The following is a 14,270-nucleotide window of genomic DNA, read 5'->3' as shown; positions in this document are numbered from 1 at the left end:
CTATAAATTGAAGTTCAACAACCATAACTTGAATATAAATATTTTAAAAACAGTAATTTAAGTTATATTAAAATAAAAAAGATCATCCTGAAGATGATCTTTTGGGAGGAACACCGGGCGAAAAATAGGCTAGGCGGTGATTTCCTCTGTGCCGTCTTGTGCTTTCTTTTCCCACATGCGTTCATGAATAAAATAGGCCACCGCCTGTACTGTTGGTTCCAATAAGCTTAAGGTAATGGCCATCCACAGACTGCCGGTAACGAAATAGCCGACAAGCATGGCCACCGTAATGTGCATCACATAGTAGCTAAAAGTCTTTTTAAACATTCGCTGGTTGTTTGCGACAAAGTTTTGAATATGCGCCATGATGATGTTCCTCGTATCTACAATTCAGTGCTGATAACATCATCATAGTCAGTACGAATTAATTTGTAAAAACGAATATTTTGTAAAATTCAATCGGAAAATTGAATTTTTAATCAGATGTTAATCTGAGCAAAAATCAATTATATTTATTCCATAAAGTTTTTTAACTGATAAAAATGATAAATTAGATTTATGTAATTGTGTGGTTATAATCGAAATTAATGACAGAATTACCCAGTCCAGTGGAGCACATCGACATGGCAGGCGAAACCCAAAAAGCAAAAACATTATATGACAAATTGTGGGATGACCACTTGGTAAAACAGCGTGATGATGGTTCGGCTTTATTGTACATCGACCGTCATTTGTTGCATGAAGTTACCTCTCCACAGGCCTTTGAAGGTTTGCAACTGGCTGGCCGTCAGCCATGGCGTTTAAGTGCCAATATTGCGACTCCGGACCATAATGTACCGACCTCGAAAAAAGAGCGTGAGCAGGGCGTAGCCGGTATTGAAGATGATACTTCGCGTATTCAGGTGCAAACCTTAGACGATAACTGTAAGACTTTTAATATCGTTGAATTTGATATTAACGATATCCGTCAGGGGATTGCTCACGTGGTTGGACCAGAGCAGGGTTTAACCTTGCCGGGAATGACGGTGGTATGTGGCGACTCGCATACCGCGACCCATGGTGCCTTTGGTTGTCTGGCACACGGGATCGGAACTTCAGAAGTTGAGCACGTGTTGGCCACGCAATGTTTAATTCAGAAGAAAATGAAAAACATGCTGGTACGCGTAGATGGTCAGTTGGGTCAGGGCGTGACCCCGAAAGACGTGGTGCTGGCGATTATTGCCAAAATTGGTACAGCAGGTGGTACGGGCCATGCCATTGAATTTGGCGGTCAGGTGTTCCGTGATATGTCGATTGAAGGCCGTATGACCGTGTGTAACATGGCAATTGAAGCCGGTGCACGTGTCGGTATGGTCGCGGTTGATGAAAAAACCATTGAATATGTAAAAGACCGTCCTTATGCACCAAAAGGCGAGCAATGGGATCAGGCTGTGGCGTACTGGAATACCTTGCATTCAGATGCCGATGCGCATTTTGATACTGTCGTGGTATTACAGGGCGAAGAGATTGAACCACAAGTGTCTTGGGGTACTTCACCTGAAATGGTCATTCCGGTTTCTCAGGCAGTACCAACTTTGGAACAGGCCAAAGATGAGGTACAGCGCAATGACTGGACCCGTGCTTATCAATATATGGGCTTAACTGCTGGTCAGGCTTTGGCAGATATCCAGCTGGATCGTGTCTTTATTGGTTCATGCACCAACTCGCGTATTGAAGATATCCGTGCTGCGGCAGACGTGATTAAAGGCCGTAAAGTAGCGCCAAGCATTAAACAGGCGATGGTGGTACCAGGTTCTGGTTTGGTCAAACAGCAGGCAGAAGCAGAAGGTTTGGACAAGGTCTTCCTGGAAGCCGGTTTTGAATGGCGTGAACCAGGCTGCTCGATGTGTCTGGCCATGAATGCCGACAAGTTACAGCCAGGCGAGCACTGTGCATCGACCTCAAACCGTAACTTTGAAGGTCGTCAGGGCAATGGTGGTCGTACCCATCTGGTCAGCCCGGCCATGGCAGCAGCAGCGGCAATTGCCGGTCACTTTGTGGATGTTCGTTCATTCTAAGTTTAAGCCCTCATCCCAGGCCGCTCCTTGCTGGAGCGGATGTGAGAGAGACTACGGATTCATTGGAACATAAATATGAAAGCTTATACCGTTGAACAGGGTATCGTTGCACCTTTAGATCGTGCCAATGTCGATACCGATTTAATTATTCCAAAACAGTTCTTGAAATCAATCAAACGTACCGGTTTCGGTGACAACCTGTTTGATGAATTGCGTTATTTAGATGAAGGCTATCCGGGTCAGGACAATTCAACCCGTCCTAAAAACCCAGATTTCGTCTTGAACCAGCCGCGTTATCAGGGCGCCAGCATTTTAATTTCACGTGCCAACTTTGGTTGCGGTTCCAGCCGTGAGCATGCGCCGTGGGCTTTAAGTGAATACGGCTTGCGTACAGTCATTGCCCCAAGTTTTGCGGATATCTTCTTTAATAACTGCTTTAAAAACGGCATGTTACCGGTGATTTTAACCGAAGCGCAGGTTGATCAGCTATTTAAGGAATGTGCAGCCAATGAAGGTTATCAGTTAACTATTGACCTTGAAGCACAGGAAGTCCGTACGCCAAACGGTGAAGCATTCAAGTTTGAAGTTGATCCATTCCGCAAGCATTGCCTGTTAAACGGTCTGGATGATATTGGTTTGACCTTGCAAGATGCCGATGATATTCGCGCGTATGAGGAGAAAACCAAAGCCGCGCGTCCGTGGGTGTTTGCGGAAATTCAAGCTTAAGTTATTTCGTAAATAGGCATAGCACGGGCGTCGAACTCTTGTTAACATTCAAGGCATAATAATTTAAATATTCTGCTTTTTGATGAGGTTGGGCTCGGGCTATGTTGAAGGTTTTTCGTCGGCTTGCTGTATTGGGGGGAGTGGCTACGCTGTTAACAGCATGTCAAACCTGGGATACAGCACGTCTAAAACAGGTAAAAGAGACACAGGCATCCCAATCCAATGCACGTATTTATTGTTCAGGTACCGAGCATTGCGAGTTTGAGCGCTTGAACCGGGTCATGATCATGGATGCTGAAAGTCAGCGTCTGAGTCGTGAAGCCATCAAGCAGGGATTGGTGCGCTTGCAGGCAGATTCACTACGACAGCCTAATCCGCTATATCTGTCGGTTCCGGCCAAACAGCATGAAGTGGTGATCCGGTTCTATCCGATTTCCCGTGATCAGGCCGAAACCTTGCACGTCATTCATCAGTTTAAGCCGCGTCAAACGTACACTTTTAAAATGTACCGTGACCGCAGCAAGCATAAAGGCAGTCTGCTGAATGTTTCGGCGCCAGAGCCGCTGTGTGTGGATCTTTTACAAAACCAGAAAATTATTCGACGTTTCTGCAAACCTTATAATGTCTTACATGGACTGGGGGAATTTGTGGAACAGAAAATTTAGTCTCCACAGTCGTTGACTGCTACAGGAAATGGAAAAACTCATGTCAAAACATATTTTGATTCTTGCCGGTGACGGTATTGGCCCAGAAATCGTCACAGCAGCGGAGCAGGTGCTTACGCGTGTTAATGAAAAGTTCAATCTGGGCTTGACGTGGGAACAGGGATTGTTAGGTGGTGCCGCGATTGATGCGCATGGTTCACCTTATCCGGATGTGACGTCTGAACAGGCGAAAAAAGCCGATGCTTTATTGCTCGGTGCAGTTGGTGGTCCAAAATGGGATACGATTGAGCGTTCGATCCGCCCGGAACGTGGCCTGTTAAAATTACGTAGCGAATTAAACCTGTTTGCTAACCTGCGTCCAGCGATTCTGTATCCGCAACTGGCTGATGCGTCTAGCTTAAAGCCGGAAATTGTATCGGGTCTGGATATCCTGATTGTACGTGAACTGACGGGTGGGATTTACTTTGGTCAGCCACGTGGTATTCGCGAGCTGGAAAATGGCGAGAAACAGGGCTTTAACACCGACGTCTATGCTGAATCAGAAATCAAGCGTATTGCCAAAGTGGCTTTTGAAATGGCCAAACTGCGTGGTGGTAAAGTCTGCTCGGTGGACAAAGCCAACGTGCTGGAAGTAACTGAGCTGTGGAAACAGACCGTGACCCAGTTACACGCTGAACAATATCCAGAAATCAACCTGTCACACATGTATGTCGACAATGCGGCAATGCAATTGGTACGTGCACCAAAACAGTTTGACGTACTGGTAACCGGTAACCTGTTTGGTGACATCCTGTCTGATGAAGCAGCAATGCTAACCGGTTCTATCGGTATGTTGCCATCAGCGTCGCTAGATGAAAATGGCAAAGGTATGTATGAGCCATGTCATGGTTCAGCACCAGACATCGCTGGCCAGAACATTGCCAACCCGTTGGCGACCATCTTGTCTGTGGCAATGATGCTGCGTTATACCTTCCGTGAAGAAGCTGCCGCGAAAGCGATTGAAGATGCAGTGGGCAATGTGCTTGATCAAGGTTTACGTACGGCTGACATCATGTCTGAAGGCATGAATAAAGTGGGTACTCAGGAAATGGGTCAGGCTGTGGTTGCTGCATTGGGCTAAGTCTCGACAGCAAATCAAAAAACGCAGCTGCAGGCTGCGTTTTTTTATGGCTATTGAATAGCTAGGTCTAGATTCAGCGCTTAACAGGTGCGACCGGTATAGTGTACAGAGTGGGCAATATTCTGTTCCAGCCGGAACACAATCTGGCAGTGCAGGTTAACATTATAGCTGTTGGCTGGGCCAATGGGCGCTGGAATATGGGCTGGACCGGTGGCCGGGGCATTCGATACAGGAATCGGAATGCTGATTGGGCGTATAACGGTGTAGGTGAGCGCCTGTGGGCTGATTTGTGGTGAACTGACCTGTTCGTAACCGAGCAGGCTTAAATCGAGCTGCTGGCGAATCTGCTGGCTGGACTGGCCGACAAATTGGGCCAGATAGGCATCACGTTCAGCTCGGGTACTGGACGGCGTGGTTACACAAGCGGAGAGACTGAACGCGAGGAGCGCCAAAGCAACGGAGCGAGAGACAAACATGCGCGATCTCCATTGAATAAAACTTCATTCTAGGCAAGGACAGCCTAAAAATATGTGTATATTCGATAAGCGGCAGATCTCGACGCCATTCTTGGCTGTTACACAGCATCAGCAGCCAATAAAAAAGCCACTGTTGAAGGTGGCTTTTTGCTTGCGCTAAAACTTAGCGTGCACGATAGGTAATACGACCTTTCGTTAAGTCATAAGGCGTCATTTCAACTTTCACGCTGTCGCCAGTTAAAATGCGAATATAGTGCTTGCGCATTTTACCTGAAATATGGGCAATCACCTCGTGACCGTTTTCTAAACGTACACGGAACATAGTATTAGGAAGCGTTTCGGTGACAACGCCTTCGAACTCGATGAGTTCCTCTTTATTGGCCATAGCCTACCTGATGATCAAATTGGAAAGGCGCAAATTATAGTCAATTTTTTTGAAAAAATCAAGGTGAAACCCGCCGCAGATGAATCATCTGTCAGTAAAATAAGCGAACAAAACATTTAAATTTTTTCTACAAAAAAACGTGGTGGATGGTTGTCAGTTTGGTCAATCACAGTTAATCTAAAATCAATCTTTTTAAGTATAAATGAAGAACATACAAGGAAGGTCTTTGCGTGGGTCAGCTAACTGATGCATCGGTTGTATTGCGATTAGGCTACCAAGCGATTCGTCGTGCCGGTTTGCCAACCGAAGAAATATTAACAAAAGCAGGTGTCGCACTTAATCAGGTTGAGGCCAATGATCGTACGCCTTTGGGCGCGCAGTATGCGTTTTGGGTGGCGGCGGAAGAAGTCAGCCGTGACCCGGATATTGGTTTGCATCTGGGTGAACATTTGCCACTCTATCGGGGGCAGGTGATTGAGCATCTGTTTATTTCTTCGGAAAACTTTGGTGAAGGTTTAAAACGGGCACTGGCCTATCAGCGTTTAATCAGTGATGCCTTTGATGCCAAACTGGTGATTGAAGATGACCGCTGTTATTTAACCAATGGTCAACAGCCGTGGGCTGACAATATTGTCAATCGTCACTTTTCTGAATGTGCCATGTCGGGCATTTTACGTTTCTTCAAGTTTATTACCGAAGGCAAATTCCAGCCGCTATATATCGACTTTAATTTCCAGCAGGGCGCTGCCGATGATGAATATTTCCGGGTCTATGAGTGTCCGGTCAGTCTGGGGCAGAATGAAACACGGTTGTATTTCGATCCTTCCATTTTAGAATACCCGCTGTGGCAGGCCGAGCCGGAGCTATTACAGTTACATGAGCAGCTGGCGCTGGAGAAACTACAGGAACTGGCGCGTTATGATCTGGTCGGTGAAGTACGCCGGGCGATTGGCTCGACCCTGGAAAGCGGGGAAACCACATTGGAAACCGTGGCTGCGCAGCTGAATATCACGCCGCGTCGTTTACGTACCCAGCTGAGCGAGGCCAATACCAGTTTCCAGCAGATTCTCTCGGATTATCGTTGTCGTCTGGCTAAAAAGCTGCTGGCCAATACCAATGAAAGCGTGGAACGGATTGTGTATCTGACCGGATTTTCTGAACCGAGTACCTTTTACCGGGCCTTTAAACGCTGGACCAATGAAACACCGGTCGAGTACCGGAAACGTAAACAGCGTTAAGCATCTCCGCAGTCCCCCTTGATTAAAGGGGGATTTTTTTAGAGTTGCCGCTTGATGCAAGGGTGACTTTCGTTTTTAAAGCTTGGAGTGGCAAGAATGAAACCACTCCCTGAGTAAAAGGGGGGGCGGAATACAATTATTCCGGCATATTCAGCCAATGCGGACCTAAAGGCACTTGAGGCAAGTCAAACTGCTCTGGATAGTGCGCCTGGATAAAGTACAGGCCATCGGGTGGGGCGGTAATGCCAGCCGCTTTACGATCCTGTGCGGCAAAAATTGTATCAATATGGTCAATATCATACATACCTTGGCCAATTTCCAGCAGACAGCCCATGATATTCCGCACCATATGATGCAGGAAACCATCGGCCTGAATATCGAGCACCAAATAATGCCCATGACGGATCAGGCGGCAATGGCTGACGGTACGGACCGGCTGATTGGACTGACAGGCTGCGGCACGAAAACTTTCAAAATTATGCGTGCCTTCAAACTTTTGCGCGGCAGCAATCATCTTGTCGACATCCAGCGCATAGTAGGCATGGGTGACCTGTTTATGCAGCAGGGCCGGGCGCTGTGGATGGTTATAGACCACATAACGGTAGCGGCGCGCACAGGCCTTAAAGCGGGCATGAAAATCCATGTCCATAGCCTTAATCCACTGAATGGCAATGTCTTTGGGTAGCTGGCTATTGGCTCCCATCAGCCAGCCGCGTTCAGGGCGAATGGCTGCCGTGTCGAAATGTGCCACCATGTTGGTGGCATGCACGCCTGCATCGGTACGGCCAGCGCCATGCAGGATAATCGGTTCATTGGCAATTTTGGAGAGGACCTTTTCCAGCGTTTCCTGCACGCTCGGGACGCCTGGTTGCTGGGTTTGCCAGCCCCGGTAGCGAATACCACAAAATTCAATCCCGACCGCAAAACGTTGCATATTCACCTCAAATTGGCCTTAGTCATACCAATGCTGTTGCCATTGTTCTCTGCGCGGGTATTGTAAATACATTTTTAATGCTTTTGCATACAGATCTGCATGTCCAAAGCCATCATTGACTAAAATTTTACTGTTCTGGATCCAGCTGCTGATCGCATAACGCTGATCCAATGGGCCAAATGGCACTTGGGTGGTCAGAATCACGGCACAATCTTGCGTCTGTAAGGACTGTAGCAACGTCAGGAGTGTTTCATTTACAGCCAGATTACCAGTACCAAAGCCTTGTAAAATCAGGCAATGCGGTGGCTGCTGGGCGATCAGTTTCAAATTGGCGAGCTGCTGCTCTAAACCAATCGGCTGCATCATCACACTCATGCAGTTGAAGTGTTGTGCTTTGTCCAGATCTGCAGCCTGTACCAAGTAGGCGGCTTGTTCTTTTTGATTTAAAGCACTGCTGGCGGCCTGACCCTGAAAGGCATCCAGCTCGGTGGTGTGGCATTTTAAGGCGCTGCGACCATGGAAACATTGATGATGAAACGCCAGATACACGCCAACCGGCAATTGCAGCACCGATTCCAGGGCAAAATTCAGGTTATCCAGCGCATCGCTGAAGTCACGGGTGTTCTGTCCATCTATGGTCAGCAGTGGATACTGGCTGCCAGTCAGCACTACATGTGCAGACTGCGCGATAAAGTGTGCCAGCACGGCACTGGCATAGCTTAAAGTATCGGTGCCATGAATGACGACAAAATGCTGAAACTGTTGTAACTGCAGCTGCTGGATAAACTGCACCAGACGTAACCAGTCGGTCGCGGTACAGCGGCTGCTGTCCTGAATCACCGGCGCCACAAAACATTCTACCGACAGATGTAGCGGTAGCACATGACGCAGCTGGGGAAGAAACTGCTTTGCAGGCATGGGGCTGAGTGGCTCACCGACACAGCCAAAGGTACCGCCCATATAAATTAATGCAATTTTTTTCATCATAAAAAAAGCAGCCAAGGATGACTGCTTTATCTTAGTGAGATTTACTTTAAGAAGCTATTTGATTGAGTAACTGCGTGGCGTGTTGCTGCTGTGCTGCAGAATAGTTTGCTTCTTTTTCTGCCAGCAGGGCACGGGCCGCATCATAGGCACCCAGCTCAATATATTGCTGAGCTAGCTCCAGATTCAGCTGGATTTCATTGACTTCGGCCAGTTCAGGGAAGGACTGAATCAGCGGATCATGCGGATCAACCGCGGTTGCCGCCACGGCAGCCATAGCGGGTTCTTCAACCATTGGTGCTTCAGGCGTTGCTGGTGTCGCTTCAATGGTTGGTGCGCTATCTAGGTCAAACTGGAACAGCGGTGCAGTGTCTGTTGGTGCGGTAACCGCAGGTTCTACCGGCTGTTCAGCCACCGGTGTAGGACTGATCGAGAAATCAAAACTAAATTCTGATTTTTCTTCCGCAGGTGGGGTGGTGACAGCTGGTGTGGTCGCAGGTGTGGCTTCAGTTGCAGTCTTTTCCAGCTCAAACGAGAAATCCAGTGCCTGAGGTTCTTGTGCAGCCGGAGTCACTGGCTCAACCGGTGTTACCGGTGCAGCTTGGGTTGGTGTTGGTTCCAGCTCAAACGAGAAATCTAATGCCTGAGGTTCCTGCGCTGCTGCTGGAGCCGGTTCGATCGGTGTAGCTGCTTGTGTGCCGGCAGCCGAGTCAAAAGACAGATTAAATTCAAGAGGTTGAACTTCTTCTGCTTTTGCTGGCGCAGGGGTGTTAACAGGCGCAGCCGAGGTACTTGGGGTAAATTCCAGATCTGGTACCGGAGCGCTTTCGGTTTTTGCGACTGGCGTTTCGGTTTTGAGTGACTGTTGTAACTGGTCAAATGACGTGCTGGCTGTGCTTGAACTGCTGGATTGAATCAGTGCATCAAAATCCGCAGGGGGTTGTGTTTTTGCGCTAACTGGTGTTTCAGAAAATGCTGCAGTAGTTGGCGCTGCAGAGGCCGGTGTTTCTGCTTTGGTTTGAGAAGCTTTCTGTGCTTCGATTTTAGCTTCAGCCTGAGCCAGAATATCTTCCAATCCCAGATTCTTCAGATGATCCAGCAATTGGCGGGTGGCAAATTCATCTTTTTGGGTCAGATGCACGTCCAGTAACAGCAGATACAGTTCATGCAACGACGGGTCACGTTTCAGCGCCTGATTAATCTGCGCTTCGGCCGAGAAAAAGTTACGGTCACGAATCTGGGTCTCAATGGTCTGGCGTAAATCTGCCGGAAGTGGTGTGCTTCCTTGTGGTTCGGCAACAGGCTCGGCCACTATGGCAGTTTTGACCGTAGTTTTCTTCGTAGTGGTGCTTTTCTTGGCCTTGGTTTTACTGGCTGCAGCCGGTTTTTTTGCTGCTGGTTCGGATTCTTTATTGGCTTCACGCTTTTTTAACACCAGCGCGATGACCAGTAACAAAATAAATGGAATCACATAAATCAGCATGTTGCTACCCCTTAGGCAGAGAGGGATAAACCATCTCTCCTGAAAAAAATCATGTTGAGTAATACGTTAGAGTTTTGGCTTATTTTCGGCTTGTTGCTTTTTCAACTGTTGTTGCAATTCAGCAAGACGCGCATTGAGTAATTGAATTCTTTGATCCTTCTGACTTAATGCCAATTCTAACTGTGTTACGTTTCTCTGTAATTTAACGGTTTTCTCACGCGCTGTCATAACTTTTAGTGACAACTCTTCTGAGGTTTGCGCGCTTTGTGTGTTCTTTTTGGCAGAACCTTGGGCAGAATCTTGCTGATTTTCTGCCACCAGACTCATTTCGGCCTGACTGATCCGGTATTTGGCCTTGCCAGACTGGCGTGAAGGCTGGGTTGCCGGGATTGGCACGGTCTTTTTCGCGGCTTTTTGCCCGCTGCTGACGGCCTGTAAATTCAAGGTTGCACCGCGGCGTAAACGGTTGGCATCGCCCTGAATAAAGGCATGTTCATTGTGGGCTTTAATCTGCTGCATCACTTCGCCGACCGGCTGCTGGTTCTCTGCGGCGATACGTGAGGCAATGGCCCATAGCGATTCATTGGATTGCACCACATGCCGTGCTGTGGTTGATGCTGGCGCAGATGGAGCAGGTGCTTTGGGTGCTGTAACCGGTGCCGGCTTTGCCGGTGCTTGCTGTTGCTGCGCTTTTAACTGCTCGGCATATTTCTTGACCAGTGGATCTGCTGAAACCGAGGCAGATGTATTTACGGCAGCTGTGTTGCCCGCGTTATGTGTAGAGGCCGGTTGAGCTGATGTCGCCGGAGTTGATGGCGTAACCGCTGACACAGGGCTTGCAGCCGGCTGTGCTGCTGCGCTGACAGCTGCTGTAGTTGATGGACTTAAAGCCGGTGGCGGGCTGGCTTGAATCGCTAGGGGTGCTTCTACACTGCGCGTGGTGCTGGCAGATGCCGTGGCTGTGGTATAGGCGGTACTGGTCGGCAAGTTTAAGGCAATGTCCCGTTCATTCACGACCATGACCGGTGTTAGTGGCTGCTCTTTCGGTTGCAACTGCGCGCGTTGTTCTGCCAGGGTACTGCGTTTTAGTGAGGTTTTAATATGCTGTAAACGCGTGGCCGAGCCTTCACGAATTTTGACCACAATATTCAGTTCGGTATCGGTCAGTGGCCGAGAAGAGGTAATGGTAATCACCCCGTTGCCGGCACCATCACGTCGGGTAAAGAAATTTAAATGACCCGGTGGACGATGGCTGGCACCAATGGCCATCAAGTCTTCTGCCGAGGCCAGACTGACTTCAATCGGCGCATTGACATTGGACTGACGGAAGTTCATTTCAGCATACAGCAATTCCCCAGGTGCTGACTGAATCTGAACAGGATCGACATTAATCGCATGAATATGTTGTGAGGCAAGAATAGCTAAAATCGCGATCTTTAATTTGTTATATACGGTCATCTTAATCGTTAGCTCGGTCATTTATCGCATAGCGAAAAGAATAGATTAGCGAGTTGTAAGTCGATTGTAAAATATTTACAGGCTAGTTACATAAAAAGCCGATCTTTTCAGATCGGCTTTTGGTAATTTACTTTTGCTTAAAAGGCTTACGCGTTTTTATAGTCAATTAAGATGCGTAGCATACGGCGTAATGGTTCTGCCGCACCCCAAAGCAACTGGTCACCGACGGTGAACGCGCCCAGGTATTCTTTACCCATGTTCAGCTTGCGTAAACGGCCCACAGGAACAGTTAAGGTACCGGTTACTGCAACAGGGGTTAAATCTGTCATAGAGGCTTCACGGGTATTTGGTACCACTTTCGACCAGTCATTGGCGCTGGCGATGATATCTTCGATTTCATCCAGAGGTACATCTTTACGCAGTTTCAGGGTAAGGGCCTGAGAGTGACAACGCATGGCACCAATACGGACACAGTGACCATCAATTGGTACGATTTGCTGGTTGCCTAAAATCTTGTTGGTTTCAGACTGACCTTTCCATTCTTCTTTCGACTGGCCATTTTCCAGCTGTTTGTCGATATATGGAATTAAAGAGCCAGCAAGCGGTACACCAAAGTTGGCTGACGGGAAACCTTCGCCACGTTGCAGTTCAGCAATTTTAGAGTCGATGTCCAGAATTGGAGAACGTGGGTCATCTAGCAGTTCTTTGGTGTTGTTATACAGGTAGCCCATACCGGTGATCAGTTCACGCATGTTTTGCGCGCCTGCACCAGAAGCAGCCTGATAAGTCATCGAGGTTGCCCATTCCACCAGATTGTTCTGGAACAGACCGCCTAAGCCCATCAACATGAGTGAAACCGTACAGTTACCGCCCACAAATGTTTTGGTGCCTTTCACCAGACCGTCTTTAATCACGTTCATGTTCACCGGATCAAGTACGATAATTGCCTCATCATCCATACGCAGGGTAGATGCTGCATCAATCCAGTAACCGTTCCAGCCTTCGGCTTTCAGTTTCGGGAACACGTCTGAGGTATAGTCGCCACCTTGACAGGTAATAATGACATCCATTTGCTTCAGACTGTTAATGTCCGTTGCATCCATAAGTGCTGGGGCAGTTTTACCGCCAAACGCTGGTGCTTCACCACCGGCATTACTGGTAGAGAAATAAAATGGCTCAAAATGAGCAAAATCATTCTCTTCAACCATACGTTGCATAAGGACGGAACCTACCATCCCGCGCCAACCGACCAGACCTACTTTCATGTCACTTTGCCTCGGTGCGTAAAAAAACAAAAAGGAGTATGAGTGTATCAAAAGGGGACACAACTGCAAGCTCTACATAATCAAAACATCATTATTATTGAGTGAAATAACTTGTTTGTGTTACATACAAAATTGATAACGTTAGATTTCTATTTAAAAAAAACGAGAAAAATGAACTTTCTAAGTAGGTGCATATGATTTGGGTGGAAATGCTGGCCATTTTCGTCATCTGGATCAGCTTCTGGTCGCTGATTCCGCGCGATGAATGGTGGTTTCGAGGTGCCGATTTTCCCAGATTGCAGGTTCTGATGCTGGGGATTGTGGCCTTTGTGCTGATGCTGCTGTGGGATGCGGCCTGGGATACGCTGCGCTATGTGATTTTAACCGGCCTGATTGCCGCCCTGGCGTACCAACTGAAAATGGTGCTGCCTTATACCTTTATCTGGAAAAAGCAGGTCAAAAAGGTCAAGCCGGAGCAGTTAAATCCCGATCAGCAAATTTCGTTAATGGTTTCCAATGTATTGACCACCAACCAGAAATATCATCTGCTCATTGCTGAAATCCGGAAATACCAGCCCGATTTGGTACTGACGCTGGAAACCGATACGGTCTGGCAGCAGCAGCTGGCGGTGATTGAACCGGATTATCCTTATCGCGTGCCGGTGCCGCTGGACAATTTATATGGCATGCATCTCTATAGCCGCCTGCCCTTAAAAGAGACTGAAGTGAAATTTATCCTTAGCGATGAAATTCCGTCAATTCATACCACAGTGATCCTGCGTTCAGGCCAGCCGGTGCAGCTGTACTGTCTGCATCCGAAACCGCCGAGTCCGACTGAAGCCAAAGATTCGACCCTGCGTGATGCCGAGCTATTAATTGTCGGCGATCAGATTAAAGATCTGGATGAAAGCTGTATTGTGATGGGCGACCTGAATGATGTGGCCTGGTCCCGCACCACACGTCTGTTTCAGCGCATCAGTGGCCTGCTGGACCCGCGCGTCGGCCGGCATTATGTCAATACTTTCCATGCAGATTATCCCTTATTGCGCTGGTCGCTGGACCATGTGTTTCACAGTACCGATTTTGCCTTGGTGGAGATGAAGCGTTTGCCACATATGGGCTCAGATCATTTTCCGGTCTATGTGGTGTTACAGACCGGTCGGGTGTTTGAGCACATTCAGGAAGAGCTGGAACAGACTGAACCCGATGAAGAAGAAGCGCAGGAGGCGATTCAGGAGGGTATTGAAAAAGCCGAGCGGGAAGAAAAAATCGTGACCGATGATTTGGCTCAGGATTATAAGCAGGGCAGCAAGACGCCATGAAATTTGAGGAAAAGTGTAAGAAATGGCTTACACAGATTTAGGCCGATGGCCAATAGCTGAAACCGAGCAAGCTGCGTATTCTAAGCATATCGGCAGATGGAGTTGGGAAAGGAGAGTCCCGTTAAGGAAGTTGAAGCCGGTGGATTGTCATAATGGA

At 48.0% G+C, this 14,270-nt stretch carries 14 protein-coding genes; 6 read left to right on the top strand and 8 right to left on the bottom strand.

What is annotated here, in order from left to right; translation table 11 throughout:
* Nucleotides 1-129: 129 nt before the first annotated feature.
* Nucleotides 130-366 carry a DUF2061 domain-containing protein gene (locus tag FTU55_RS04820; RefSeq protein ID WP_005182043.1) on the bottom strand — a complete coding sequence of 79 codons (237 nt, stop codon included), beginning with the start codon at nt 364-366 and terminating at the stop codon, nt 130-132.
* Between the two features lie 257 nt (nt 367-623).
* On the opposite strand from FTU55_RS04820, the gene leuC reads away from it, so the two are divergent.
* From leuC to leuB, 4 genes are all read left to right on the top strand, one after another.
* Entirely contained in the window at nt 624-2,057 is a 1,434-nt protein-coding gene (leuC, locus tag FTU55_RS04815) for a 3-isopropylmalate dehydratase large subunit (protein ID WP_005182046.1), read from the top strand.
* A gap of 75 nt (nt 2,058-2,132) precedes the next feature.
* Nucleotides 2,133-2,783 carry a 3-isopropylmalate dehydratase small subunit gene (gene leuD / locus FTU55_RS04810; RefSeq protein WP_005182049.1) on the top strand — a complete coding sequence of 217 codons (651 nt, stop codon included), beginning with the start codon at nt 2,133-2,135 and terminating at the stop codon, nt 2,781-2,783.
* Between the two features lie 101 nt (nt 2,784-2,884).
* Entirely contained in the window at nt 2,885-3,448 is a 564-nt protein-coding gene (locus FTU55_RS04805) for a hypothetical protein (RefSeq protein ID WP_016659592.1), read from the top strand.
* Between the two features lie 40 nt (nt 3,449-3,488).
* Nucleotides 3,489-4,568, top strand: coding sequence for a 3-isopropylmalate dehydrogenase (gene leuB / locus FTU55_RS04800; protein WP_005182055.1), 1,080 nt, complete (start codon nt 3,489-3,491; stop codon nt 4,566-4,568).
* Nucleotides 4,569-4,648: 80 nt separating this feature from the next.
* Here leuB and FTU55_RS04795 read toward each other — a convergent pair whose 3' ends face one another.
* Nucleotides 4,649-5,044, bottom strand: coding sequence for a hypothetical protein (locus tag FTU55_RS04795; RefSeq protein ID WP_180046330.1), 396 nt, complete (start codon nt 5,042-5,044; stop codon nt 4,649-4,651).
* 163 nt (nt 5,045-5,207) lie between these two features.
* Nucleotides 5,208-5,429, bottom strand: coding sequence for a translation initiation factor IF-1 (gene infA, locus FTU55_RS04790; protein ID WP_001284370.1), 222 nt, complete (start codon nt 5,427-5,429; stop codon nt 5,208-5,210).
* Nucleotides 5,430-5,659: 230 nt separating this feature from the next.
* On the opposite strand from infA, the gene FTU55_RS04785 reads away from it, so the two are divergent.
* A complete protein-coding gene (locus FTU55_RS04785; protein WP_005182061.1) occupies nt 5,660-6,667 on the top strand; it encodes an AraC family transcriptional regulator in 1,008 nt (335 codons plus the stop codon).
* 136 nt (nt 6,668-6,803) lie between these two features.
* On the opposite strand, the gene truA is transcribed toward FTU55_RS04785, so the two are convergent.
* From truA to asd, 5 genes are all read right to left on the bottom strand, one after another.
* Nucleotides 6,804-7,601 (bottom strand): tRNA pseudouridine(38-40) synthase TruA, encoded by a 798-nt coding sequence (gene truA, locus FTU55_RS04780; RefSeq protein WP_180046328.1) that lies wholly within the window; start codon nt 7,599-7,601, stop codon nt 6,804-6,806.
* Nucleotides 7,602-7,619: 18 nt separating this feature from the next.
* Nucleotides 7,620-8,588 carry an asparaginase domain-containing protein gene (locus FTU55_RS04775; protein WP_180046326.1) on the bottom strand — a complete coding sequence of 323 codons (969 nt, stop codon included), beginning with the start codon at nt 8,586-8,588 and terminating at the stop codon, nt 7,620-7,622.
* A gap of 46 nt (nt 8,589-8,634) precedes the next feature.
* Nucleotides 8,635-10,068, bottom strand: a complete 1,434-nt coding sequence (locus FTU55_RS04770) for a fimbrial protein FimV (protein WP_180046324.1) — start codon at nt 10,066-10,068, stop codon at nt 8,635-8,637.
* A 66-nt stretch (nt 10,069-10,134) separates the two neighbouring features.
* Nucleotides 10,135-11,547, bottom strand: a complete 1,413-nt coding sequence (locus FTU55_RS04765) for a hypothetical protein (protein ID WP_180046322.1) — start codon at nt 11,545-11,547, stop codon at nt 10,135-10,137.
* Between the two features lie 125 nt (nt 11,548-11,672).
* Nucleotides 11,673-12,791, bottom strand: coding sequence for an aspartate-semialdehyde dehydrogenase (asd, locus tag FTU55_RS04760; RefSeq protein ID WP_005182074.1), 1,119 nt, complete (start codon nt 12,789-12,791; stop codon nt 11,673-11,675).
* 194 nt (nt 12,792-12,985) lie between these two features.
* Between asd and FTU55_RS04755 the strand changes: the two genes are divergently transcribed.
* Nucleotides 12,986-14,113, top strand: coding sequence for an endonuclease/exonuclease/phosphatase family protein (locus FTU55_RS04755; RefSeq protein WP_180046320.1), 1,128 nt, complete (start codon nt 12,986-12,988; stop codon nt 14,111-14,113).
* The last annotated feature ends 157 nt before the right edge of the window (nt 14,114-14,270 follow it).

This window comes from Acinetobacter sp. YH12117 (assembly GCF_013418865.1).
Classification (GTDB): domain Bacteria; phylum Pseudomonadota; class Gammaproteobacteria; order Pseudomonadales; family Moraxellaceae; genus Acinetobacter; species Acinetobacter indicus.
This window is presented reverse-complemented; position numbering and strand designations above follow the sequence as displayed.

Bases quoted from the DNA above. Each gene is read 5' to 3' on its own strand.
- FTU55_RS04820 (WP_005182043.1), bottom strand. From the start codon at position 366: ATGGCGCATATTCAAAACTTTGTCGCAAACAACCAGCGAATGTTTAAA.
- leuC (WP_005182046.1), top strand. From the start codon at position 624: ATGGCAGGCGAAACCCAAAAAGCAAAAACATTATATGACAAATTGTGG.
- leuD (WP_005182049.1), top strand. From the start codon at position 2,133: ATGAAAGCTTATACCGTTGAACAGGGTATCGTTGCACCTTTAGATCGT.
- FTU55_RS04805 (WP_016659592.1), top strand. From the start codon at position 2,885: ATGTTGAAGGTTTTTCGTCGGCTTGCTGTATTGGGGGGAGTGGCTACG.
- leuB (WP_005182055.1), top strand. From the start codon at position 3,489: ATGTCAAAACATATTTTGATTCTTGCCGGTGACGGTATTGGCCCAGAA.
- FTU55_RS04795 (WP_180046330.1), bottom strand. From the start codon at position 5,044: ATGTTTGTCTCTCGCTCCGTTGCTTTGGCGCTCCTCGCGTTCAGTCTC.
- infA (WP_001284370.1), bottom strand. From the start codon at position 5,429: ATGGCCAATAAAGAGGAACTCATCGAGTTCGAAGGCGTTGTCACCGAA.
- truA (WP_180046328.1), bottom strand. From the start codon at position 7,601: ATGCAACGTTTTGCGGTCGGGATTGAATTTTGTGGTATTCGCTACCGG.
- FTU55_RS04775 (WP_180046326.1), bottom strand. From the start codon at position 8,588: ATGATGAAAAAAATTGCATTAATTTATATGGGCGGTACCTTTGGCTGT.
- FTU55_RS04770 (WP_180046324.1), bottom strand. From the start codon at position 10,068: ATGCTGATTTATGTGATTCCATTTATTTTGTTACTGGTCATCGCGCTG.
- FTU55_RS04765 (WP_180046322.1), bottom strand. From the start codon at position 11,547: ATGACCGAGCTAACGATTAAGATGACCGTATATAACAAATTAAAGATC.
- asd (WP_005182074.1), bottom strand. From the start codon at position 12,791: ATGAAAGTAGGTCTGGTCGGTTGGCGCGGGATGGTAGGTTCCGTCCTT.
- FTU55_RS04755 (WP_180046320.1), top strand. From the start codon at position 12,986: ATGATTTGGGTGGAAATGCTGGCCATTTTCGTCATCTGGATCAGCTTC.